19 protein-coding genes and 1 pseudogene are annotated in these 21,637 nt (G+C 69.6%); 15 read left to right on the top strand and 5 right to left on the bottom strand.

Annotated features, from left to right (window positions below; genetic code table 11):
- Nucleotides 1-24 precede the first annotated feature (24 nt).
- Both ACZ6S4_RS01905 and ACZ6S4_RS01900 read left to right on the top strand, forming a co-directional pair.
- Nucleotides 25-459: a YidB family protein gene (locus tag ACZ6S4_RS01905; protein ID WP_465473061.1), complete on the top strand. Its 435-nt coding sequence runs from the start codon at nucleotides 25-27 to the stop codon at nucleotides 457-459.
- 71 nt (nucleotides 460-530) lie between these two features.
- The gene (locus tag ACZ6S4_RS01900; RefSeq protein ID WP_465473060.1) at nucleotides 531-1,688 is read left to right on the top strand and encodes a low temperature requirement protein A; all 1,158 of its coding nucleotides are present in this window, start codon (nucleotides 531-533) and stop codon (nucleotides 1,686-1,688) included.
- Here the strand turns inward: ACZ6S4_RS01900 and ACZ6S4_RS01895 are convergent.
- Entirely contained in the window at nucleotides 1,675-2,988 is a 1,314-nt protein-coding gene (locus ACZ6S4_RS01895) for a universal stress protein (protein WP_465473059.1), read from the bottom strand. The two genes, ACZ6S4_RS01900 and ACZ6S4_RS01895, sit on opposite strands and share 14 nt — an antisense overlap.
- Nucleotides 2,989-3,191: 203 nt before the next feature.
- On the opposite strand from ACZ6S4_RS01895, the gene ACZ6S4_RS01890 reads away from it, so the two are divergent.
- From ACZ6S4_RS01890 to ACZ6S4_RS01860, 7 genes are all read left to right on the top strand, one after another.
- On the top strand, nucleotides 3,192-4,052 hold the full coding sequence (locus ACZ6S4_RS01890; RefSeq protein ID WP_465473058.1) for an alpha/beta fold hydrolase: 861 nt from the start codon (nucleotides 3,192-3,194) through the stop codon (nucleotides 4,050-4,052).
- 241 nt (nucleotides 4,053-4,293) lie between these two features.
- Complete coding sequence (locus tag ACZ6S4_RS01885; RefSeq protein ID WP_465473057.1) at nucleotides 4,294-5,166, top strand: patatin-like phospholipase family protein; 873 nt, start codon at nucleotides 4,294-4,296, stop codon at nucleotides 5,164-5,166.
- The gene (locus ACZ6S4_RS01880; RefSeq protein WP_465473056.1) at nucleotides 5,163-6,383 is read left to right on the top strand and encodes a macrolide family glycosyltransferase; all 1,221 of its coding nucleotides are present in this window, start codon (nucleotides 5,163-5,165) and stop codon (nucleotides 6,381-6,383) included. The genes ACZ6S4_RS01885 and ACZ6S4_RS01880 overlap by 4 nt, the downstream gene beginning before the upstream one ends.
- A gap of 3 nt (nucleotides 6,384-6,386) precedes the next feature.
- Nucleotides 6,387-6,878: a hypothetical protein gene (locus tag ACZ6S4_RS01875; protein WP_465473055.1), complete on the top strand. Its 492-nt coding sequence runs from the start codon at nucleotides 6,387-6,389 to the stop codon at nucleotides 6,876-6,878.
- Nucleotides 6,875-7,840, top strand: a complete 966-nt coding sequence (locus ACZ6S4_RS01870) for a hypothetical protein (RefSeq protein WP_465473054.1) — start codon at nucleotides 6,875-6,877, stop codon at nucleotides 7,838-7,840. The genes ACZ6S4_RS01875 and ACZ6S4_RS01870 overlap by 4 nt, the downstream gene beginning before the upstream one ends.
- Before the next feature lie 51 nt (nucleotides 7,841-7,891).
- Entirely contained in the window at nucleotides 7,892-8,650 is a 759-nt protein-coding gene (locus ACZ6S4_RS01865) for an SDR family oxidoreductase (RefSeq protein WP_465473053.1), read from the top strand.
- A gap of 27 nt (nucleotides 8,651-8,677) precedes the next feature.
- A complete protein-coding gene (locus tag ACZ6S4_RS01860) occupies nucleotides 8,678-11,374 on the top strand; it encodes a cation-translocating P-type ATPase (protein ID WP_465473052.1) in 2,697 nt (898 codons plus the stop codon).
- Nucleotides 11,375-11,384: 10 nt separating this feature from the next.
- On the opposite strand, the gene ACZ6S4_RS01855 is transcribed toward ACZ6S4_RS01860, so the two are convergent.
- From ACZ6S4_RS01855 to ACZ6S4_RS01845, 3 genes are all read right to left on the bottom strand, one after another.
- Entirely contained in the window at nucleotides 11,385-14,147 is a 2,763-nt protein-coding gene (locus ACZ6S4_RS01855; RefSeq protein WP_465473051.1) for a helix-turn-helix transcriptional regulator, read from the bottom strand.
- Nucleotides 14,148-14,202: 55 nt separating this feature from the next.
- Nucleotides 14,203-14,838, bottom strand: coding sequence for a sigma-70 family RNA polymerase sigma factor (locus tag ACZ6S4_RS01850; RefSeq protein ID WP_465473050.1), 636 nt, complete (start codon nucleotides 14,836-14,838; stop codon nucleotides 14,203-14,205).
- 611 nt (nucleotides 14,839-15,449) lie between these two features.
- Nucleotides 15,450-15,824: a hypothetical protein gene (locus tag ACZ6S4_RS01845; protein ID WP_465473049.1), complete on the bottom strand. Its 375-nt coding sequence runs from the start codon at nucleotides 15,822-15,824 to the stop codon at nucleotides 15,450-15,452.
- A gap of 44 nt (nucleotides 15,825-15,868) precedes the next feature.
- Between ACZ6S4_RS01845 and ACZ6S4_RS01840 the strand changes: the two genes are divergently transcribed.
- The 3 genes and pseudogenes from ACZ6S4_RS01840 to ACZ6S4_RS01830 form a co-directional block, all read left to right on the top strand.
- Nucleotides 15,869-16,153 carry a hypothetical protein gene (locus tag ACZ6S4_RS01840; RefSeq protein WP_465473048.1) on the top strand — a complete coding sequence of 95 codons (285 nt, stop codon included), beginning with the start codon at nucleotides 15,869-15,871 and terminating at the stop codon, nucleotides 16,151-16,153.
- Nucleotides 16,150-16,338: a hypothetical protein gene (locus ACZ6S4_RS01835; RefSeq protein WP_465473047.1), complete on the top strand. Its 189-nt coding sequence runs from the start codon at nucleotides 16,150-16,152 to the stop codon at nucleotides 16,336-16,338. The genes ACZ6S4_RS01840 and ACZ6S4_RS01835 overlap by 4 nt, the downstream gene beginning before the upstream one ends.
- 169 nt (nucleotides 16,339-16,507) lie before the next feature.
- Nucleotides 16,508-16,900, top strand: a pseudogene (locus ACZ6S4_RS01830) (DDE-type integrase/transposase/recombinase); the annotation flags it as partial.
- 66 nt (nucleotides 16,901-16,966) lie between these two features.
- On the opposite strand, the gene ACZ6S4_RS01825 reads toward ACZ6S4_RS01830, so the two are convergent.
- Entirely contained in the window at nucleotides 16,967-17,653 is a 687-nt protein-coding gene (locus ACZ6S4_RS01825; RefSeq protein ID WP_465473046.1) for a TetR/AcrR family transcriptional regulator, read from the bottom strand.
- A 133-nt stretch (nucleotides 17,654-17,786) separates the two neighbouring features.
- Between ACZ6S4_RS01825 and ACZ6S4_RS01820 the strand changes: the two genes are divergently transcribed.
- Genes ACZ6S4_RS01820 through ACZ6S4_RS01810 form a run of 3 tightly spaced genes read left to right on the top strand, consistent with a single transcriptional unit; the run spans nucleotide 17,787 to nucleotide 21,606 of the window.
- The gene (locus ACZ6S4_RS01820) at nucleotides 17,787-18,329 is read left to right on the top strand and encodes a 2Fe-2S iron-sulfur cluster-binding protein (RefSeq protein WP_465473045.1); all 543 of its coding nucleotides are present in this window, start codon (nucleotides 17,787-17,789) and stop codon (nucleotides 18,327-18,329) included.
- On the top strand, nucleotides 18,326-19,318 hold the full coding sequence (locus tag ACZ6S4_RS01815; RefSeq protein ID WP_465473044.1) for an FAD binding domain-containing protein: 993 nt from the start codon (nucleotides 18,326-18,328) through the stop codon (nucleotides 19,316-19,318). The genes ACZ6S4_RS01820 and ACZ6S4_RS01815 overlap by 4 nt, the downstream gene beginning before the upstream one ends.
- Nucleotides 19,315-21,606: a xanthine dehydrogenase family protein molybdopterin-binding subunit gene (locus ACZ6S4_RS01810; protein WP_465473043.1), complete on the top strand. Its 2,292-nt coding sequence runs from the start codon at nucleotides 19,315-19,317 to the stop codon at nucleotides 21,604-21,606. Before ACZ6S4_RS01815 ends, ACZ6S4_RS01810 begins: the two co-directional genes overlap by 4 nt.
- Nucleotides 21,607-21,637: the final 31 nt, after the last annotated feature.

Here is a 21,637-nt window from a genome sequence, read left to right as displayed (position 1 = left end):
CAACTGTACGGATGGAGCTTGACCATGGCCGGTACCGGAAAGCTGTATACGTTGCTCGACGATCCGGAGGTGCGGGAGCTGATCCTCGGCCTGGCACACGTCAGTTCAGCCCTGCCGGCCGCCGAACCCGGTCCGGCGCGATTGCACGCCATGGTGCTCCACCTCGCCGACACGACCACGCCTGAGCAGTACCGCAGCTGGTTGTCCGACGAGGCAACCAACAAGCCCATGACGGTCGACCAGGTACGGACGACGATCGGTGACACCGCTATCGACGACCTCGCGCGCTACTCCGGTAGCAGCACCGGCGCTGTCGCCTGGCAGATCGCCGCGGTGCTGCCGGATGTCGTGGATGCGGTCAGTCCCGGTGGTGAGGTCATCGACGCGATGCAGCTCGCCCGGCAGATCGAGGAAGCGATCGCGTACGACGACCGGTCCGCCGGGGCCTTCGGACAGTGACGGCGGCCCGCTGTGGGAATGATCGATGGAGCGCCGTCATGAAACTGCCGGCCCGAAGCCTGCTCCGGCCGATGAGAGCTCGCGCCGCCGATGAGCCGCACCGGGTCGTCACCCCGTTGGAACTGTTCTTCGATCTGTGTTTCGTGGTCGCCGTGGCTCAGGCCGCCGCGCCGCTGCATCACAGCATCGCCGCGCATCATGTGGCCCACGGTCTGCGCGGCTACCTGATGGTGTTCTTCGCCATCTGGTGGGCGTGGATGAACTTCACCTGGTTCGCCTCAGCGTACGACACCGACGACGACGCGTACCGGCTCACGACCCTGGTGCAGATGGCCGGGGCGCTGGTGATCGCGGCGGGTGTCGGCCCGGCGTTCGCCGGAGACGACTATCGGGTGATGACCGCGGGTTACGTGGTGATGCGCCTGGCCCTGGTGACCCAGTGGTTGCGGGCCGCTCGAGCCGACGCTGCTCGCCGGCGCACGGCGATGCGATACGCGACCGGCGTCACGGCCCTGCAGGTGCTCTGGCTGCTGCGCCTACTGCTGCCAGGCCAATGGCAGTTCGTCGCTTTCCTGGTGCTGGCCATGGCCGAACTGGCCGTGCCGGTCTGGGCGGAACGGGCACCGGGCGGCCCTACCACCTACCATCCGCACCACATCACTGAGCGGTACGGCCTGTTCACGATCATCGTGCTCGGTGAGGCGATCGCGGCCGCCACCGTCGCGTTCCGGGACGGGCTCGACGGCGCGGGCGAGCACACCGTCGCGCTGCTGCGGCTGGCGATCACGGGCCTGGTCATCGTGTTCGCGCTCTGGTGGATCTACTTCGATCGGCCCGCCCATCACCGGTTCCCCTCGCTCCGGGCGTCCATGATCTGGGGCTACGGGCACTACTTCATCCTCACGTCCGCCGCCGCGCTCGGAGCCGGCCTGGCGGTAGCGGTTGACCACGTCACCGGCCACGCGCCGATTCCCGCGACGCTGGTCGGATACGCGATCGCCGTACCGGTGGCGATCTACCTGGTCGCCGTGTGGTCGCTGCATCTGCGCCCGCACCGGGGCGGTCCGGCGCTGCTGGCGTTTCCCGTGGTGGCGGTCCTCGCGCTGTTCACCCCGTTGCTGCCAGGCTCGATCGAGCTGCTGGCGGTCCTCCTTGTCGCCTTGGTCGCGGTTGGAGTGGCCGGCCGCGCGCGTCCAGACGACACGCGAGGTGAGCTCACGGTCCGCTGAGGGACTCCGCGCTGCGGATTCCGAAATAGTGGATCGCGTGTCCACCATGGCGGTGCAGCAACTGCGCGAGCGTCATCCTGTCGTCCTGCGTCGAGGGAATCACCAAGACCGACTCGCCGTTGCGCAGGCCCTCGTCGTACAGATTCAGGACGGCGTCGTCGTAGCCCCAGTTCTGGAAGAACCGGACGAACTTCGCCCGCCACCCGTGCTCCTTGCCGTCGGTATCCAGGATGTGCACACCCTGCGGACCGTGCAGCAGCACCACGCCGGACACGTCTGTGCCGCGTGACCGCAGGTCCTCGAGGACCTCGTCCACGCGCTGCCGATCAGGCACCAGACCGGACACGGCATTGACCGGGCGGTCGAGGAACTGGTCGACGTTGTCCTGGGGCAAGCCCGCGGAACTGTCGCCCACACCGTCGAACAAATCGATCGCGTCGGGCACGGACAAAGTTTCGCGCACGACGGCGACCGGGCAGGCGGAGTGGTGCAGCACCGCCTGGCTGACCGAGCCGAGCACCAGTCCCTTGAAGGTGTCGCGACCGTGGGTTCCCAGCACCACCAGTTGGGCCGTGCGCGACCACTCGACCAGAGCGTGTCGCGGGTGTCCACGCACCGGCACCGGCCGGACCACCACGTCGGGATATTGCTGATGCCAGCCGGCCAGGGACTCGCTGAGGGTCCGCCGCGCCTGCTGCTCGATGAGGCCGTCGGCGAAACCACGCTCACGCCACGCGGACGAGCCATCAGCAACCGTGCCGTTCCACGCATGCACCGCGACCAGTTCGGCGCCACGTTGTGCGCTGGCGGCGAAAGCGAAGCCGACGGCGAGTTGCGAAGCCTCGGAGCCGTCGACGCCCACCACCACGGGCCCGGTGGCCGGTTCAGTTCCGCGGACGACCAGGACAGGACAGTGGGCGTGCGCGGCCGCGTGCACGGCGACCGAACCGATGATGAGGCCGCTGAGACCGCCCAGACCCCGATCACCGAGCACCAGCAGCGAGGACCGGCGCGATTCCTCGAGCAGCACGGTGGTCGCGGAACCGTCGACCAGCGCCGTGGTGACCGGCACTTGCGGTGCGGCTTTTCCGGCCTCCACCGCGGCCTCGGCGAGCAGGTCCTCGGCATGGTGACGCAGGCCCGTTCCGGGCAGGTCGGCGACGGGTCCGACATTGACGCGCAACGACTGCCAGATGAAGGCATGCACGATGCGCAGCGCCTCCCGGCGATGGAAAGCCTCCACGGCGGCGGCGCGCACCGCGGCGAGGGATTGTTCTGATCCGTCGATGCCCACGATCACTGTGGTCCGTGCGGTGGTCATGTCTGCCCCCTGGTTGTGGTTCGACGGCTTCGCCGTACCGGTCGTCAGCTAGGACCGGCCGGCGCGGCGAGCTGTGACAGCGCCGTGGGTCGACATGTCACGCGGGAGGCGGCTGCCCTGTCCTACCTACGAATCGATCCCAGCGCTTCCGGATCGCAGCCCTCACACGGACAGGACAGATCATGATCAGTAGCCGTACTCATGCAGCCCTTCGGGCCGGGAGGCCGCGCGCCGTCGCGGCGGTTCTCCTCGCCGTTGTCACCTTCGCCTCGGTGGGTCTCGGCCCGGCGCACAGCGCGCTCGCTCAGCAAGGTCGTGCGGGAACGGCAAAGCCCACGGTGGTGCTCGTGCACGGCGCTTGGGCGGATGCCTCGAACTGGAGCGGAGTCATCCCGAGACTGCAGAAAGACGGCTACACCGTCGCCGCGGTCGCCAATCCTCTGCGGTCGCTGTCCGGCGACGCCGCATATCTGAGAGCCTTTCTGGCAACGGTGAATGGGCCCGTCGTGCTCGTCGGTCATTCCTACGGCGGAGCAGTGATCACCAACGCGGCCACCGGGAATCCGAACATCAAGGCGTTGGTCTTTGTCAACGCCTTCGCGCCCGATGAGGGCGAATCCGCGACAGCACTCGCGGGGCCGGACTCCGCGCTCTCCGTGGACCCGACCACAGTGTTCGACTTCGTTCCCGCTGCTCTGCCGCCGACCGCGGACACTGACCTGTACCTCAAGCGCTCGACCGTCCTCACGTCGTTCGCGAACGGTCTGAGCGCCGAGGACAAGGCCGTCGTGGCCGCCTCCCAACGGCCGGCCACCGTCGGCGCGCTCAATGAGCCGTCCGGAACGCCCGCCTGGCGGACGATCGCGTCCTGGTACCTGATCGGCACCAAGGACAAGATCATCCCACCCGCTGCCGAACGGGCGATGGCCGAAAGAGCCGGCTCCACCATCACCGAGTACAACGCGGGGCACCTCGGTCTGATGTCGGATCCCAGGACCGTTGCTCAACTCATCGAGCGGGCCGCGAGGTCGAGCGTTCGATAGCGGCAGCGACCTTCGAAATTCGTCCGGGCGTCGGCCGGTACCGGCCGACGCCCGCGGCCGCGCGGCATGCGTTTCGCGGCCACAAACCGGGGCGGCTGCTCCGGTGGTGTCACGGATCGGGCGGCTGTCCGGTCCACCTGAGGGAAACGACCCCACTCGTGATGGAAGGTGGATCATGAGGGAGATTCCGCATGGAAGTCCTCAGCCGGCGGGTCTGCGAGCCCTTCCCCGTCCTGTGGCCGTGGCCGTGGGTGGCGGCGGTGTCCTCGGAGCAGCCCATGTCGGTGTCGGGTACGCGCTGGAGCAGCGCGGATTCGTCCCGGATCTCATCGTCGGCACCTCGGTGGGTGCGCTCACCGGGGCGATCGCAGCCGCCCACCCCGACAGCGCTGCGCCGTGGCTGGACCGGGTGTGGACCCGGTTGCGCCGCCGGGACGTGTTCCCGGTCGCCTCCTGGTCCTCTCGTACGAGTGTTTTCGCTGATCGGGGCCTGCGTCGCCTGATCGCCCGAGCGGCGCTGCCGTCGCGAATCGAGCAACTGGCGGTCCCGTTCACCGCTGTGGCCATGGACCTGGCCACCGGTGCGCAGGTGTCGCTCGATCATGGAGACCTGGAGTCGGCTCTGCTGGCCAGTGCCGCCATTCCGGGTGTCCTGCCCCCGGTGGTCCGGGACGGTCGGACGCTGGTGGACGGCGGTGTGGTCGCCTACGTTCCGGTACGGGCGGCACTGCAGGCGGGGGCGGCCAGCGTGCTCGTCCTGTCAGTGGGCCCGGAGACCTGGCCGTTGCGTCCGGACATCCCACGGCGTCGTGCCGGTGCGGTCGCCGCCCGGGCCGGGATGCTGATGTTCCACCACCAGATCGAGCGGGATCTGCGTGAGGTGTCCCGCAGCATCCCGACCGTTGTCCTGCCGACCGGCATCCAGGCCTGGCCAGCCCCGTGGGACTTCCGTCATTCGCAGCGTCTGATCAGCACGTCGTTCGCCACGACGGGACGCTTTCTCGACCAGCTGCACATCAACGGAGCCGGCCTCTACCGGATCGGCGACCAGCCGGAGACCTGGACCGGGCCGGCCGAGACATCCACTGCAACCCGTTCGGAGGTCATCCGATGAGCAACGTCGCCTTTTTCAACATCGCCATGCACGGACGCGTCAACCCGACTCTGCCGGTCGTGGCCGAGCTGGTACGCCGGGGACACTCCGTGTCCTACCACACCTCGCCGGCGTTCAGCGCGGAGATCGCGGCCGCCGGCGCAACCGTGCACCTGTACCCGGGTGGTGAGCAGCCGCTGCCGGATCCACCGACGCCGGTCACGTTGGTCGACGGGCTCGCTCGCACCACCGTCGAGGTGCTGCCCGCGGTGCTCACGGACCTGCGTGTGTCCCGGCCGGATCTAGTCGTCCACGATTCCGCCTGTCCGTGGGGCGCGGTCGCTGCCCAGAAGCTTGGGGTACCGGCAGCGTCGTCGTTCACCACGTTCGCGTTCAACCGGCAGGTACCCAGCCCCACCCGTGGTTCGTGGGAGCTGTTCGCCGCGGCGGCCGCTCGGCCCGGCAACGTTCTCAGCTACCTGCGGTCGCGCCGGGACCTGCGCCACCGCTTCCGCGCACGCGGCCTGCCCCTGACCGACCTCGGCAATCTTCGCCAGCCGCTGAACTTGGTCTACACCTCGCGAGCGTTCCAGCTCGGTGCCGAGGACTTCGACAGCTCGTACCGTTTTGTCGGCCCCAGCCTCGGCGCCCGGCCCGCCGATCTGTCCTTCCCGATAGATCGACTGCGGGATCCGGTGCTGTACGCCTCGCTGGGTACGGTCTTCAACGCCAACCCCACGTTGCTCCGCGCCTTCGCCACCGCGCTCGCCCCGTTGGGCGGCACCGTGGTCGTCTCCACCGGCCACACCGATCCCGCCGCACTCGGACCGTTGCCGGCCAACGTGCTCGCCCGCCACTCGGTACCGCAGCCGGAAGTGCTGGCCCGCGCGGCGCTGTTCATTACCCATGGCGGGATGAACAGTGTCAACGAAGCCCTGTACGCCGGCGTCCCCACGCTCGTTGTGCCTCAGGGTGCGGACCAGCCGTTGGTAGCTGCTCGCGTGGTCGAGCTCGGCGCCGGACTGTCGATCCGCACCGCGCACGTCGGCGTCGAGGCTGTGCGTGCCCTCGCCCGGCGACTACTCGAAGAGCCCCGGTTTCGCGTTGCCGCGAGCTCCCTGCAAGCCGCTCAGCGGGAGGCAGGCGGCTTTCGGCGTGCCGCCGACGAGCTCGAGCGGTACCTGCATACGGGTCGCGTCACCCAGACCGCCCCCGCCGGACTGCCACCGCAGGGATGACCGATGTCACTGATGGTCGTTGTCCTGCTGCTGCTCGCCGGACTGTCCGAGTCCGCGGGCCGGCTCCTGCCCGTGGTGGCTCGCCAGTCCGGCGTGTCGCAGACCAGGGCGGTCGGGTTGATGCTGGCCGGCGCCGTGGTGGAAGCCGCGATCTTCGCACTGTGGCCGCTGACCGCGTGGGCCTTCGCCGAGCTGGCGCTCACCGCAGCGCCGTCCGACGAAGAGGCGCTGGTTTGGACACCGGGCCTGCTCGCCCCGCTGCTGCTGGCCGCGATCCTGGCGTTCCCGCTGCTCGGGCCGCTACTGCATCTGATCCTCATGGTGGGGGTCGGCGCCGGCCTCGCGGATGTGCTCGCCTCGACAACCGGGCTCGGCTGGTGGGCCGCCGGCGGCTGCGTCGCCGTGGCCGGAATCGGACTCGGCGTCACCGTTGAGGCCGTCCGCCGCCTGGTCGCGCGGTTGAGTGCGACAAGAGCACGGGAGTCAATGACATGATCGAGTTCGCGTTCCTGCTCCTGCTCGGCGGGCTCGGACCGATCCTTCTCGCGGAGGCTCTGCTGGCCCGCTACGAGGTACTGGCCTACGCCGCGGGCTGGCGGACGCCCACCACCGCGCTCCCGACCGGCATGGCCTACGCCCGGGGCGCGGAGCCGCAGCGCCCACCGGACGCCTATCTGGTGTATCTGGACGGCATCGGCAAACGCCGTTTCCGCGACACCCGCGACGGCGGCCGGCTGGTCCAGAGCGTGATCGACGGCGCGCCGGAGCTGCGGGTGCTGGGGCAGGTGCTGCCGTATTCCCCGCTGGCGGATCCACTCGCCGACCGGCGGGTGTGGAACTGGCTGCGCCACCACATCGGGCTGCTGCTGTTTCTGCACAACGTGATGCAGATCTTCATCGCCGCCGACCGCCGGTACCGTCCCCTGTACAACCGCGCCGTCGGCTCGCAGATCGCCAGCCAGCTGCGGCTCGCCGGTTATCAGCCGGACAGTGGCATCCCCGTGGTGCTGCTCAGTTACAGCGGTGGTGCCCAAGTGGCTACCGGTGCGGTGGAGCAACTGTGGTCCGAGCTGAGCTGCCCACTTTGGCTGATCACTCTCGGCGGATTCCACAACGGTGCCAACGACATCACCCACGCTCAATGTCTGGACCAGCTCACCAGCTCCGGCGACTGGATCGAGCGCCTCGGCACGTGGATCTTTCCGCCACGGTGGCGGCTCCTGCGCTGGAGCGCGTGGAACCGGGCGGTCCGCGACGGGAAGGTCACCGTGCACGGACTCGACCCGGCTCTGCACATCGGTCCTCGCAGCTACATCAGCCCGGACGCCCGGTTGCCGGATGGCCGCACTTACCTCGGCCGCACCGCGGACACCGTGATCGCGCTGATCCGTGCGCGCCACAGCGCGCTGCAGGCCATCGATGACTCTGTCACAAACGAAGGGTTCGACTTGTCCTAGTCACTGACCGACGTTCCGGACCAGCCGGGACGCAGACGAAGGGCGAACCTCATGAAGATCGTTGTCATCGGTGGCACCGGTTTGATCGGCTCGAAGCTCGTCAGCAAACTGCGCGAGCACGGCCACGAAGCCGTCGCTGCATCACCCGACTCGGGGGTCAACACGCTGACCGGCGCTGGTCTGGCCGAGGTACTGACCGGCGCCCAGGTGGTGGTCGACGTATCGAACTCACCGTCGTTCGCGGACGACGCGGTGATGACCTTCTTCCGCACGTCCACCGAGAACCTGCTCGCCGCCGGCGACAAGGCGGGTGTGGGCCACCACGTGGCGTTGTCGGTGGTCGGCACCGACCGGCTGGCCGCAAACGGCTACTTCCGCGCGAAGTTGGCCCAGGAGAACCTCATCAAGGACTCGGGCCGCCCGTACTCGATCGTGCACGCGACACAGTTCTTCGAGTTCGTGGGGGCCATCGCCCAGGCGGCCACCGACGGCGACACCGTGCGCCTGTCGGATGCCCTCATCCAGCCCATGGCGGCCGATGACGTGGCTGCCGCCGTCGGCCGTACGGCCGTGGGCGCACCACTCAACGGCATCGTCGAGGTGGCCGGCCCGGAACAGTTCGGTCTCGACGAGCTGATCCGCACGGGGCTGGCGTTCCGGGGCGACCCCCGCGAGGTGGTGACCGATGCGAATGCCCGTTACTTCGGTGCACTGCTGGACAAGGAATCGCTGCTGCCGGGCCCGGGAGCACAGCTGTCCACCACTCGGTTCGAGCAGTGGCTGCCGTTGAACCCGCCGCCGGCGCGATAGGGCACTGACCCAGGGGAGGAGAGCAGCATGAGCACGGCGCCTACGGCAGTGGAGGCCCGACCGTGGCACGCCGTGGCCGCGGCCGACGCCTTCGATCGGCTGTCGAGCTCACCCGAGGGGCTGAGCGCTGAGGAGGCGGCGCGCCGGCTCGGCCGATACGGACCCAATGACCTGACCCGGCGACGAGGCCGGTCGGTCGGGACGGTGCTGGCCGGGCAGTTCACCAGCCCACTGATCTACGCGCTGCTCGCCTCCGCGGCCGTCGCCTACGTCCTCGGGGAGGTGGCGGACGGCTCGGTCGTCCTGGGCGTGGTTGTGCTCAACGCGGCGATCGGTTTCGTTCAGGAGTTCCGTGCCGGGCGGGCCATCGAGGGGCTCGCCCGGCTGGTTCCGGAGGCTGCGGTGGTGCAACGCGACGGCCGTTGGGTCTCATGTCCGGCCGCCGAGCTCGTCGTCGGAGACGTGATCACCGTCGAGGCCGGTGATCTCGTGCCCGCCGACCTGCGGATTCTGGACGCTCACAGGCTGCGCGCCGACGAGTCCGCGCTGACGGGGGAGTCGCTGCCGGTCGACAAGGCCGCCGCGCCGGTCGACCCCGACGCGCTGCTCGCCGACCGCATATCGTTGCTGCATGCCGGCAGCCTGGTCGTCGCCGGTTCGGCCCGGGCCCTGGTCGTGCGGACCGGGGACACGACCGAGCTGGGCCGGATCTCCGCCCTGATCGACGCGGTGGACCAGACGCAGACGCCGCTGACCCGCGACCTGCGCCGGCTCGGCTCGACGATCACCCGGGCCGTCGCGGTGGTCGCCGTCGCGCTGCTCGGCATCGCGCTGGTACGCGGCTACCCGGTGGCCGACGCCGCCCTGGCCGCGATCACGCTCGCGGTGGCGGCGATTCCCGAGGGTCTGCCCGCCATCGTGACGATCGCCCTCGCCGCCGGCGTGCAGCGGATGGCCCGGCATCGTGCGGTGATCCGCAGGCTGCCTGCCGTGGAGACGCTGGGAGCCACCTCGGTGGTCTGCACGGACAAGACCGGGACACTGACCCTGAACGAGATGATGCTGCGCCGAGCGTGGTGCCCGGACGGCACCGAGGCGGAATTCGAGGGCACGGGATACGCCCGCGGCGGGCGCATGGTCGCGGCCGGCGGTGGCACCCTCGGGCCGGTCGCGCGGTATTCGCTGCGGCGGCTACTGACCGCGGGTGTGATCGCCAACGAGGCCCGTCTCACCGGGAGCGGACCGGAGCGGACCGTGCTGGGTGATCCGACCGACGGCGCTCTGCTGGTCGGCGCTGAGCGCGGTGGGCTGGCGCCGTCGGCGCCCGAACCACCCCGGGCGTTGCTGCCGTTCGACGCGCAGCGCCGGTACATGGCCGTCGTTCCGGCCGCCGATCCGACCACCACGGTGTTCAAAGGGGCCCCCGAGGTCCTGCTGGCTCACGTGGCGCGCGCCGACGCCGCTACGGCCGGCATCGTTCTCGACCGATTCGCCGCGCTCGGTCTGCGGGTTCTCGCCATCGCCCAGCGGGCCGGGGCTGACGTCGAGACAGCGCCGGGCTCTGCGGGTCGCCTGGATCTGCTCGGGCTGGTCGCATTGGTCGACCCGCCGCGGCCCGGCGTGGCCGCAGCGGTGCGGGCGTGCCAAGACGCCGGGGTCCAGGTCAAGATGATCACCGGAGACCACCCGGTCACCGCGGCGGCGATCGGACGTGAGCTCGGCATCACCGGTGGCGCGCCACCGATGACCGGTCCGCAGATCGCGCAGAGCAGCGACGCGGACCTACGCGCCCGGGTCCAGGACACCGACGTGTTCGCCCGCGTCGAGCCGGAGCACAAACTGCGGCTGGTCCGGGCGCTGCAGGACAGCGGCGCCGTCACCGCCATGACCGGTGACGGCGTCAACGACGCCCCGGCCCTGCGACAGGCCGACGTCGGCGTCGCCATGGGCCGCGCCGGGACGGCCGTAGCGCGCGAAGCCGCCGACATCGTCCTGCTGGACGACGACTTCAGCACACTCCGGGCGGCGATCGAGGAAGGTCGCCGCGTGTACGACAATCTCGTCAAAGCCTTGGCGTTCGCGCTGCCGACCAACGTCGGTGAGGGCCTGATCATCCTCATCGCGGTGATGAGCTTCCCGCTGCACGGCGGGCAGCCGGTGCTGCCGATCGAACCGGTCCAGATCCTGTGGATCAACCTGGTCGCCACCGTGGCGCTTGCCCTCCCGCTGGCGCTGGAGGCGGCCGAACCGGGTGCGATGCGCCGTCCGCCCCGCCCGGCCTCGGAGCCGTTACTCACGCGTTTCGTCGTGGTTCGTACCCTCTATGTCGGTGTGCTGATGAGCGCGACAGCGGTCGCCTTGTTCCTGCTCGCGGTGCCGCTGGGCGTCGTCGGCCCGTCCTCGACCGCCCAAGCTCAGACGCTGGCCGTCACGGCGGTCGCGTTCTTCCAGATCTTCTACGTCCTGACCTGCCGGACGTTCGTCGCCCCCGTCCGGTCGATCGGCTGGAGGTCCAATCCGTCGCTCTTCGCGGGCATCGCGATCCTGTTGCTTCTCCAGGCAGGATTCGTGCACTTGCCCGTTGCGCACACGCTGTTCGGCACCGCGGACCTCACGCCCACCCAGTGGTTGCTGGCAGCGGTTGCCGGTGCCGTCGTTCTTCCGGCCGTCGCGGGCGAGAAACGGTGGCGGCGGCGTCGGAGCCACACTACGCCTACGGCGTGAGAGGACGCTCTCACGCGTCGGCCAGCGCTCCGCGGAGTTTGCCGCGCGAGCTGACATCGAGTTTGGTGAACACCTTGTGCAGGTGCCATTCGACCGTACGGGGGCTGATGAACAACTCCGCACCGATCTCCGAGTTGGACCTGCCCTCAGCGGCGAGCGCAGCGATCTGCGCCTCCTGCGCGGTGAGAGCCGCACGCACGTCGACCGTGGGCTGCCGTACCGACTCGCCGGTAACCAGCAGTTCACGCCGGGCCCGCTCGGCGAAGGCCGCAGCACCGAAACGATGCAGCATCTCGTACGCCGTTCGCAGTTGCTGCCGCGCCTCACGACGCCGGTTCTCGCGACGCAGCCACTCGCCGTACACGAGGTGCGTGCGCGCGAGGTAGACAGCGATACGGCTCCGCCCGAGGCGCTCGATGGCTTCGCGGTACAGCAGATCGGCCGCGTCGCCCTCGCTGAGCAGAGCTCGGGATCGCGCCAGGACCCCCAGGGCCCAGTCCGTACCGCTGCCCTGCGCTCGCACTTCGAGCCGTTGCAGTCCGGCTGCGGCTGCTTCGCGGTCATCTGCGCGGGCCCCCGCCTCGACGAGTTCGACGAGGGAGAACCCGAAAATCACCAGATCCTCGTGTTCGCCCGCTCGTTCAGCGCTCGTCACGGCGGCCTGGTACCGACCGAAGCCGTTGTGCAGCAACGCCTGCAGATAGTGACTCAGGCCGATCGCTCGTCCCTCACCCCAGGAGGTCGCATCACGGGCGCCCGCCTGAATGAACTCGATCGTCTGGTCGCCGTCACCGCGCCAGGCGGCGAGCAGGAGTGAGGCATAGCCCAGAGGTGAGTTGCCGGTCGCCTCTGTGAGCACGGCCGACTCCTCGATCAGCGAGGCGGCCACATCGAACTCTCCGGCGTGCACGTGGATGGCAGCGCGGTAGTTCAGAGCCAGCGGAAGGAAACTGAGGGCGCCGATCTCCCGCGCCGTCCGCACCGCGTGCGTGGTCAGTACCTCCCATGTCTCGTCGTCCCACATGTCGCCGGCAACCATCCACGCCAGCCACAGCCAACGCATGATGTCGTCCTCGTCGCGCCCGGCCCGCCGGCGGAACGCCCGCAGGGCGCGCTTCAGCAGCGGTGCACCCGCCACGTAGCCGTCCGTGAAGCGCGTCGCCAGGCCATCAAGGAGCTCGTCGGCCAGCCGCGGCGGCTGGGGTCCGCGCGGCGCGGCGCGGGCTGCCTCGGCCACCTCCCGCAATCCGTCGCGTCGGTTGAGGCGGCCGGCGAAGACCGCTGACCCAATCGCTTCCAGGTATGCCTCACGCGCTTGTCCGTCGTCGAATCGCTCCAGGCGCTTGGCCGCGTCGAGCAGCAACGGCAGAGCCTCGCCGCCGCGTCTATGGGCGAACACGATCTGGGCGCGGAGCCGGGCCAGCCGTCCAAGCTGCAGCTCGCCCAGCGGGCCTGTTTTCGCGGCGGCGAGGAGCCCGACCGCCGCATCGGGGACCCCGGCCTCGAAGGTGGCCTGTGCGGCGGCCAACGCTCTCGCCCCCCGCCTTGCCGGATCGGGTGTCAGCTCGGTCGCCCGCCTCAGAAACGCGGCCGCGGCGGCTATCCCGCCACGAGCCTGGGCCCGGTCTGCTGAGCGCTCCAGCTCGTCAGCCACAGCCTCGTCAGGTTCGATCGCCGCATGGGCGCGATGCCAGGCTCGGCGATCCGGGTCGGATGTGGGATCGCTCGCATCGGCCAGCGCACGATGGACGTTCTGACGTTCCGCCGGGGCCGCCGCGCGGTAGGCCGCGGAACGCACCAGCGGATGGCGGAACCGCACCTGAGTACCGAATTCGATCAGCCCAGCTTCCTCAGCCGCGACCGTGGCGTCCGCTCCGATGCCGAGTTGCTCGGCCGCCCGCCTCAGCAAGGACACGTCACCCACCGGCTCGGTGGCTGCCGCCAGCAGCAGACGTTGTGTCGTATCCGGCAGCGACCCGATACGCCGCACGAAGCTCTGCTCGATCCGGCTCGTCAGCGGCCGCGCGTCAGGGCGCCCGAATCCACCGGCCAGCTCCGTCGCCGTCAAACCTCGTGGCAGCTCCAACAGCGCCAGCGGGTTGCCGCGGGTCTCCGCGACGATCCGGTCCCGGACGCCTTCGTCGAGCCGTCCGGGGACCACCGAATCCAGCAGCGCACGCGCATCGCCGTCGTCCAGACCCCCGATGACCAGCTCGGGCGCGCCCACCAGCTGGTCATCACCGGAATCCGGCGTCGATGTACGCACCGCGAAAACGAACGCCACCGGCTCAGCCAACAACCGCCGCGCGACGAAGGTCAGGGTCTGCGCGGAGACCCGGTCCAACCATTGAGCGTCGTCCACTACGCAGATCAGCGGCTGCTCCTCGGCGACCTCGGCCAGCAGGCTGAGCACTGCCAGCCCGACCATGAAGCGGTCAGGTGCGCTTCCGGTCCGCAGACCGAACGCGGTGGCCAGGGCGTCACGCTGCGGGCCAGGCAGGCGGTCGAGATGCCCCATGATCGGCAGGCACAGTTGATGCAGCGCGGCGAACGCCAATTCCATCTCGGACTCGACGCCGGCGGCTCGTACGCTGCGACATCCCGGTGCGTTCGCCACCAGGTACTCCATCAACGCGGACTTGCCGACTCCCGCCTCGCCGCGCAGCACCAGAATCTGACTCCGGCCGGCCCTGGTGTCCGCGACCAGCCGGTCGAGCGTCTCACACTCGCGACGCCGGCCACGCAGCCTGAGTGGAGGGACGCTGCTCGACATCCAGCTACCACCGCCCGGGTCAAGGTGGCCAGGCCCTGGCCGGCCCGCGCCGTCCTCATGATGCCCTACCCGCGCGCAGTCGGTCAGTCAGCCGAACAGACACCGTCGAAGAGTTCGCCGAGGCGCCGATGAGCAGGCACGTCAGGCCGGCCATGTCGCCGGCTCGGGCAGCGTCGAGAAAGGCGTCACGCAGCCGGTCACGTTCCGTCGGGTCGGCCGGCCGGTGTCGTTGCCCGGCGAGATGCTTGCGCGCCCGGCACGCCAGTTGCCGCACATTCGCTTCGCTGAGCCCCAGCACGTCGGCAATCTGCCGGAACGGATACTCGAACGCCTCGCGGAGCACGTAAACGGCGCGTTCGGCGGGCGACAACCGCTCCAGCAGAAGCTGAGCCGCGCCGGCGAGCGCCTCGCCACGTTCCGCCTCCAGAGCTGGGTCGACGGACGCGTGAGTACGCTCCGGCAGGCGCTCGCCGACACTGACCTCACGGCGCGCATGGGCTGACATCACCGCATTGAGGGCCACCCGCCGGGTGATGGTTACCAGAAATGCGACTGAGTCCCGGACCTGTGTCCTGTCTGTGCGTTGCCAACAGACCCACGCCTCCTGAAGGACGTCCTCGGCGTCGGACGCGCGACCCAACGTGTGGTAGGCGATTCCGAACAAGCGGGCACGGACGCTTTGGAATTGCATCGCCGCTATGGACGTGCGTGGATCAGTCGTCGCACCCCACGTAGATCGACCATCCTGGGCAGTTGCGACGGTAGGTGAATCAGTCAGACGTGATCCTGACACGCGCATGGCAGTCTTCCCCCGGTCACGATGGTCTGGAATGCCGGACCCGGCGCCTTGTTCCGCCGAGCCGAACTGATGTCCTGGCCACTGTCATCCGGCACGGGCACGTGCCGCGCCCGTGGAAATCCGGGTGTACCCCCGGGCCGGGTGCGACCCGGGCATCGGCCGACCCGGGTCCCGCGGCGCCGTCACCCGGGACCGCATGAGGCGACCTCGCTCACCAGCGCCGTCGCCGTGGTTCGCGCGCTCAGGTCCACAGAATGCGCAGGAGTGAGGTCCGCGGCGTTGTTGCCGCGGACCTCACCTCGATACCGCTACGCAGTGAGCGCGGGCACGGCCTCGAGGATCGATGCCGTCACCGCCTCCGGCCGGGAGACGCTCAGCGCGTGGGAGGCGCCGGGCAGCTCGCGTACGCCCTTGGCGGCCGCCCGATCGGCCAGGAAGCGGTGCAGGACGACCGGAATGCCGAGGTCGCCGTCGCTGAAGACGAACCAGGACGGGATCGACTGTCAGGCCGGGGTAGCGGTCGGCAGCCCGGCGCCGAGGGTGTTCTCGGTGACGGGGCGCTGGGTGGCGCACATCAGGGCGGCCACTGCGGCGGGTACATCGGCAGCGGGCTGGTGATGGAAGGCGTCCGGGCGGATGACGAACTCGTTGCCCCCGGTAGCGACCGGGTAGGCGGCGAGCGCCGCACCGAGGGTGCTGCCGGGAAACTGAGGGAGAGCGCGAAGGCCGATTCGCCGCCGTGCAGGATCAGCCGCGCGGTCTGCCGGTGTCCCGGCCGGCGTCGGTGACCGGGTAGTACAGCGACGGGCGGTGGCGTACGCCTGCTCGATCGCGACCGGATAGCGGGCTTCGGGGGAGCGGTCGTACTCGACGAACACAACGGCGGCGTCGGTACCACGGCGAGCTCACGCACGAGCCGGTCGTGGGTGCCGGCGTCGCCGAGGATCCAACCACCACCATGCACGGACAACATGACGGGGAGTACCTGCGTGGTGTCCAGTGGCCGGACGATGCGGACGGCGACCTCGCCGACCTCGGCCGACACGATGATCTACTTTTCGTCCACGTCGAGCTTGCCGATCGGGGCGGCCCGGATGTCGTCGAGGACCTTACGGGCGCCGGTGGCTCCAAGCTCGTACAGGAACGATGGCTGGGCGGCGGCGTCGGCGAAGGCCTGCGCCGGCGAATACGAGACGAGTCCTCATGACCATCCTGACGAAGACCCACGTACTCGCCGTCGCCCGCCGCGCCTACGGAGCCGAATACGCCGAGTCGGTGGCAGAGCGCCTGCCCGAGCAACTCGACCCTGACAACGCTGCGGACACGGAACTGCTGTTTCGGCTCGGCCTGACGCCGGACCGCCTGGTCAGTGCCCTGGGCGCAGAGCTGTGAGCCAGGTCGTCAGTTCGCGGGCCGACGTGTCACGGTTCGCACCGTGTGCCGTTGCGGCGTCGTCTGCTCACCGGAGCGTGGAGCTTGCCGGAGCGCGGCCACCAGCGTGGAGGCGTATCGCCATCGACCCACGTTGGACTCACCGCATGAATGCCCATGTCGAGCATGGGTGCGTCGTACGGGTGTCCGGGTCCCCCTCGGACACCGATCAAAGACACGATCGTTCGCCGGGGTCCGGTTCCCGCCGGAGGTGATCGTGGTGGCGGCGCGGTTCACTCCGCTGCTGGCCGACGTCGCACGATTCACCCGGCACGCGCCAGGGGACCGGTGGTTCGTCGACGAGACCTCCGTCAAGGTCAACGGAGTGTGGCGCTGCATCTACCGCGCGGTCGACCAGCACGGACAGGTCATCGACGTGCTGCTCTCGGCCCGGCGGGACGCCGCAGCCGCTCGCCGGCCCATGCGCGGACTGCGGACCGATCGGACAGCACAAGTGGTGATCGCCGGGCACGCCTTCGTCCAGAATCTGCACCGCGGTCACTACGAACTCGAAGTCGACGCGCGACGCAACAACGCCGTCGGACAACGGCGGCGCCCGGAGGGCAGGGAGTGTGGGCGGCGAACGTCGTCAGATGGAGATCTCGAGGCCAACGAGAACACCGACCGCCTGCGCGGTGAGTGTCCGGGCGAGCCGTAGGTGGTAGTCCTTGGACACCGACGGGAAACCAACCGTTTCGATTGCCTCGGCGATGGCGGCCGTCGGCCGGACGTACGGCCAGGTGCCCGCGACCAGCGCCATCGAGGTGGCGGCGAAGCTGCGCGCGGCCTCGTCGGTCATCTCGGGCAGGCAGTCGCGGGTCAGCCCGGCGAGTCGTTGCAGGGCTGCGAGATTGCGGGTCTTGTAGGTGATCGCGAACTCGACGCTGAGTTCGGCGCCGACCAGCGCGCCGGACGCGCTCCATAGCTCGCAGAGGATGCCGGCGGCGGTGACCGTGTCGGCCAGGCTGCCAGCCAGGATCTCGGCGCGGCGGCCGGGCGGGCCGGTGATGTCCCGGTTCGCCAGCTCGGCGGCGAGCGCGTCGAGCCAGCTGTCCGCCTCGTCGGTCATCACCGACAGCAGGATCGCCTCGCGATTCTCGAAGTAGCGCAGCAGGCCCGAGGTGGCCAGCCCGGCCCGCTCGGTGATCGCCTGCAGGGTGATTTTGGCGATTGGCTGCTCGGCGACCAGGTCGGCTGCGGCCCGCAGGATGTCGGCCCGGCGTTGCGCGATCTGTTCGGGACGGCGTGCGCGTCGGAAGCCTGTGGTCGCCGTCATGCATCGATTGTCGCACCTCGGGGCCGGTGGCCCGAGTCGTCGCGGAGCTGGTGGATTCCTGGGTCTTCCCAATAACGGAAGAGCCTTCTATTATCTTGGATCTTGGACTCTCATCAGAACGGGAGGAGGAGCCGTGGATCGTCAGACACGTTCCATCCAGCTGAGGGTGAACGGGGAAGACACCCAGCTGGTCGTGGACACCCGGAGCAGCCTGCTCGACGCCCTGCGCGAGCACCTGGCTCTGACCGGCACGAAGAAGGGCTGCAATCAAGGCGGCTGTGGCGCCTGCACAGTGATCTCCGACGGCCGCCGGATCGTGTCGTGCCTGTCGCTTGCGGTCCAGCACGAGGGCGGCGACGTGGTCACCGTGGAAGGCCTCGACAGTGCCCTTCCGGCGGCATTCGTCACCCATGACGGTTTTCAGTGCGGCTACTGCACGTCGGGACAGCTGTGTTCCGCCGTGGCGATGCTCGAGGAGCACCGGCGGGGGATGCCGTCACACGTATCCGCTGACGTCTCGGCTCCGTCGTTCGAGTTGTCCCGGGCGGAGATCCAAGAGCGGATGAGCGGGAACCTGTGCCGCTGTGGCGCTTACAACGGCATCGTCGATGCGATCACCGAGGTCGCCGCCGCGAATGCCGCCAGGTCGGAGCGAGAGGTCGCCGTCGGCACATGAAATCCTTCCAGTACGAACGGCCCGCCACGATCGATCAAGCAGTCGCGCTGATCGCGGACCGGCCGGCCGCCAAGTTCCTCGGCGGTGGCACGAATCTTGTCGACCTGATGCGTGCGGAGATCGAGACTCCTCCCGCGCTGATCGATGTGACCCGGCTGGGTAACGACAGCGTCGACATCGTGGACTCGCACGTCGTCATCGGCGCCGGCGTCCGCAACAGCGACCTGGCCGCGGATCCACGTATTCGGGCCATGCTGCCGACGATCAGCGAGGCTGTGCTGGCCGGTGCCTCCGGTCAGCTGCGCAACATGGCGACGGTCGGCGGCAACTTGATGCAGCGCACCCGGTGCTCGTACTTCTACGACCACGCCGCGGCCTGCAACAAACGCACGCCTGGTGAGGGATGTGCGGCCCGGGAAGGGTTTCACCGCAACGGCGCCGTGCTGGGCGCCAGCGACCATTGCCTCGCGGTGTTCCCGTCCGATCTGTGCGTCGCTCTGGCGGCCGCGGACGCGGTGGTGGAGGTCCGCAGCAGCCGGGTGGTCCGGCGGATCCCCTTGGTCGGCTTCCACCTGCGGCCGGGTCAGACCCCGGATCGCGAGACAGTACTCGACGCGGACGAACTGATCACCGCCGTGGACGTCCCCGTTCCCCCGTACGGTCTGCGGTCCGGCTACCGCAAGGTCCGCGACCGTGCCTCGTATGCGTTCGCGTTGGTTTCGGTCGCCGCGGCGCTGCGCATCGACGACGGGATCATCACCCACGCCAGGCTGGCGCTCGGCGGCGTGGCCACCGTGCCGTGGCGGGCGCGGGCAGCCGAGTCTGTCCTCACCGGTGCGCCTGCCACCGACGAGGTGTTCCGGCAGGCGATCGTCGAGGAGTTGCGCGCCGCCGTGCCGACCCGCGATACCGCATTCAAGATCGGGCTCACCGAACGGACCGTCGTGGCGCATCTGCGACGCCTACGGGACATGGAGTTGGTCGCATGAACACCCCAGCCACCCCGGCGCCGGCTTGCACGACCGGCCTGGGAGCCCCGGCCGACCGGCTCGACGGACCGGCCAAGACGACCGGCGCGGCCAGGTTCGCCACCGAGTACCCGATGGAGAACCTCACGTACGCGGCGCTGACACACGCCACCGTCGCGCACGCCCGGATCACCAGCATCGACGTCACCGCGGCCCGGGCCTGCCCCGGTGTCCTGCTCGTGCTCACGCACCTCGACGCGCCGCAGCTCAAACCGGCTCCGAAGCCGGGCTTCACCACGGCCATCGCCCAGGCCACGTCATCGACGATCAACTACCTCAACACCGACGAGGTGCACTACGACGGTCAGCCGATCGCGGTTGTCGTCGCGGACAGCATCGAGGCCGCGCAGGAGGCCGCCGCCCTGATCGACGTCACCTACGATCCGCTGCCCGCCGCGGTGGACTTCGCCGGCGAGCTCGGCAACGCCCACCCCCTCAAAGGCCCACCGATCGGCATCATCCTTTCCGGCAAACGCGGTGACGCCGCCGCAGCGCTGGGCGAAGCCGCCGTCGTGGTCGACGAGCAGTACTCCACACCGGAACAGAATCAGAACGCGCTGGAGCCGCACGGAACCACCGCCGTCTGGGACGGTGACCACCTGACCCTCTACGAGGGCAGCCAGAACCTGCAAGGCATGGCCCAGCACCTCGCCCGCAAGTTCGACGTGCCGGCCGTCAACGTACGCATGATCTCCCGGTTCGTCGGCGGTGCGTTCGGCGGCAAGTCGCACGTGTGGCCGGCGACCCTGCTGGCCGCCCTGGCCGCCCGCGAGATCCGACGCCCGGTCCGGCTGATGCTGACCCGGGAGGGCGTCTACCGCACGGTGGGTGGACGCACCGCCACCCGCCAGCGTGTCGCTCTCGGCGCGGACCGTGACGGACACCTGCGCGCTCTGATCCACACCGCGACGACCAGGATCGGCACCGCCGGCGGCCATCCCGAGCAGGTCACCAGCTGCTCCCACGACATGTACGCGGCGGACGCGATCCGGCACGATCAGAAGGCAGTCACGCTCAACCTGGTTCCCAACACCTACATGCGGGCGCCGGGCGAGGCGCCCGGCACTTTCGCGCTCGAGTCCGCGATCGACGAGATGTCCTACCGGCTGGGTATGGACCCGATTGAGTTCCGGATCGCCAACCAGCCGACGAAGGCCCCCGTCGGCGGGAACCGGCTCACCCATCATGTCGTCACGGAACTGCTCCGGCTCGGCGCCGATCGGTTCGGCTGGAGCCGGCGCAACCCCGAACCGGGCGTCACCCGCGACGGTAACCACCTCGTCGGCCTGGGCGCGGCGGTCGCCTATCATCCCGCCACGCTGCTGTCGGCGAATCTCACGCTGACCCTCACCGCGATGGGGCGGGTCGAGGTGCGATGCGGTTTCCACGAGATGGGTATGGGAGCGGCCACCGCTGTCGCGCAGATGACCGGGCACCTCCTCGGTGTCCCACACACTCAGGTCACCGTCGACTACGGGGAAACCGGCCTACCGGTCGGGCCGCCGGCCGGACTGTCGGCGCAGACCGCGGCGATAGCCGGCGCCCTCGAGACGGGCTGTGCCGACCTCATCGAACAGATCGTGGCGATCGCCCGCCGTTCGACCGGATCGCCGTTGCACGGGGCGTCGCGGGCCGGCATCGTCGCCCGCGACGGCGGCCTCTACGCCGGTGACCGGGGCGAGAGCTACTCGCAGATCCTGGCCCGGGCAGGCCGGTCCAGGGTCGATGTCCGGGTGGGGTCGGACACCGGTCTCGGCGCGCTCGCCGGCCAGGTCAAGATGGCCGCCCGGATGGTCGTGGACAGTCGCCGCATCGCCCGCGCCGCCACCGGCGCCCACTTCTGTGAAGTTCGCATCGACGCGGACACCGGCGAGATCAGGATCGCCCGCTGGTTCAGCGCCTTCGACATCGGCCGGGTCGTGAACGCCAAGACCGCCATCAGCCAGCTCCGTGGCGGAATCATCATGGGTCTCGGGATGGCGATGTCCGAGGCAACCCTCATCGATCCCCGTACCGGGCGGATCATGAACCCCAGCCTGACCGAGTATCACCTTCCGGTGCACGCCGACGTGCCCGCTCTCGACATCCACGTGCTCGACGACCCGGATCCGAGCATGCCCCTCGGCGTCATCGGCGCCGGCGAGGTCGGTATCACCGGCGTCGCCGCCGCGGTGGCGAACGCCACTTTCCACGCCACCGGGCGAAGGATCCGCGACCTCCCGATCACCCTCGACCAGGTCGTGTCCTGACCTGACCGCGGCCGTAACCGCAAAGGACCCG

This window comes from Actinoplanes sp. NPDC051405 (assembly GCF_055586185.1).
This window is presented reverse-complemented; position numbering and strand designations above follow the sequence as displayed.

Excerpts from the sequence above, each read along its gene's own strand:
- ACZ6S4_RS01905 (WP_465473061.1), top strand. The coding sequence starts at position 25 with ATGGCCGGTACCGGAAAGCTGTATACGTTGCTCGACGATCCGGAGGTG.
- ACZ6S4_RS01900 (WP_465473060.1), top strand. The coding sequence starts at position 531 with ATGAGAGCTCGCGCCGCCGATGAGCCGCACCGGGTCGTCACCCCGTTG.
- ACZ6S4_RS01890 (WP_465473058.1), top strand. The coding sequence starts at position 3,192 with ATGATCAGTAGCCGTACTCATGCAGCCCTTCGGGCCGGGAGGCCGCGC.
- ACZ6S4_RS01880 (WP_465473056.1), top strand. The coding sequence starts at position 5,163 with ATGAGCAACGTCGCCTTTTTCAACATCGCCATGCACGGACGCGTCAAC.
- ACZ6S4_RS01875 (WP_465473055.1), top strand. The coding sequence starts at position 6,387 with ATGTCACTGATGGTCGTTGTCCTGCTGCTGCTCGCCGGACTGTCCGAG.
- ACZ6S4_RS01870 (WP_465473054.1), top strand. The coding sequence starts at position 6,875 with ATGATCGAGTTCGCGTTCCTGCTCCTGCTCGGCGGGCTCGGACCGATC.
- ACZ6S4_RS01865 (WP_465473053.1), top strand. The coding sequence starts at position 7,892 with ATGAAGATCGTTGTCATCGGTGGCACCGGTTTGATCGGCTCGAAGCTC.
- ACZ6S4_RS01860 (WP_465473052.1), top strand. The coding sequence starts at position 8,678 with ATGAGCACGGCGCCTACGGCAGTGGAGGCCCGACCGTGGCACGCCGTG.
- ACZ6S4_RS01855 (WP_465473051.1), bottom strand. The coding sequence starts at position 14,147 with ATGTCGAGCAGCGTCCCTCCACTCAGGCTGCGTGGCCGGCGTCGCGAG.
- ACZ6S4_RS01850 (WP_465473050.1), bottom strand. The coding sequence starts at position 14,838 with ATGCAATTCCAAAGCGTCCGTGCCCGCTTGTTCGGAATCGCCTACCAC.
- ACZ6S4_RS01835 (WP_465473047.1), top strand. The coding sequence starts at position 16,150 with ATGACCATCCTGACGAAGACCCACGTACTCGCCGTCGCCCGCCGCGCC.
- ACZ6S4_RS01825 (WP_465473046.1), bottom strand. The coding sequence starts at position 17,653 with ATGACGGCGACCACAGGCTTCCGACGCGCACGCCGTCCCGAACAGATC.
- ACZ6S4_RS01815 (WP_465473044.1), top strand. The coding sequence starts at position 18,326 with ATGAAATCCTTCCAGTACGAACGGCCCGCCACGATCGATCAAGCAGTC.
- ACZ6S4_RS01810 (WP_465473043.1), top strand. The coding sequence starts at position 19,315 with ATGAACACCCCAGCCACCCCGGCGCCGGCTTGCACGACCGGCCTGGGA.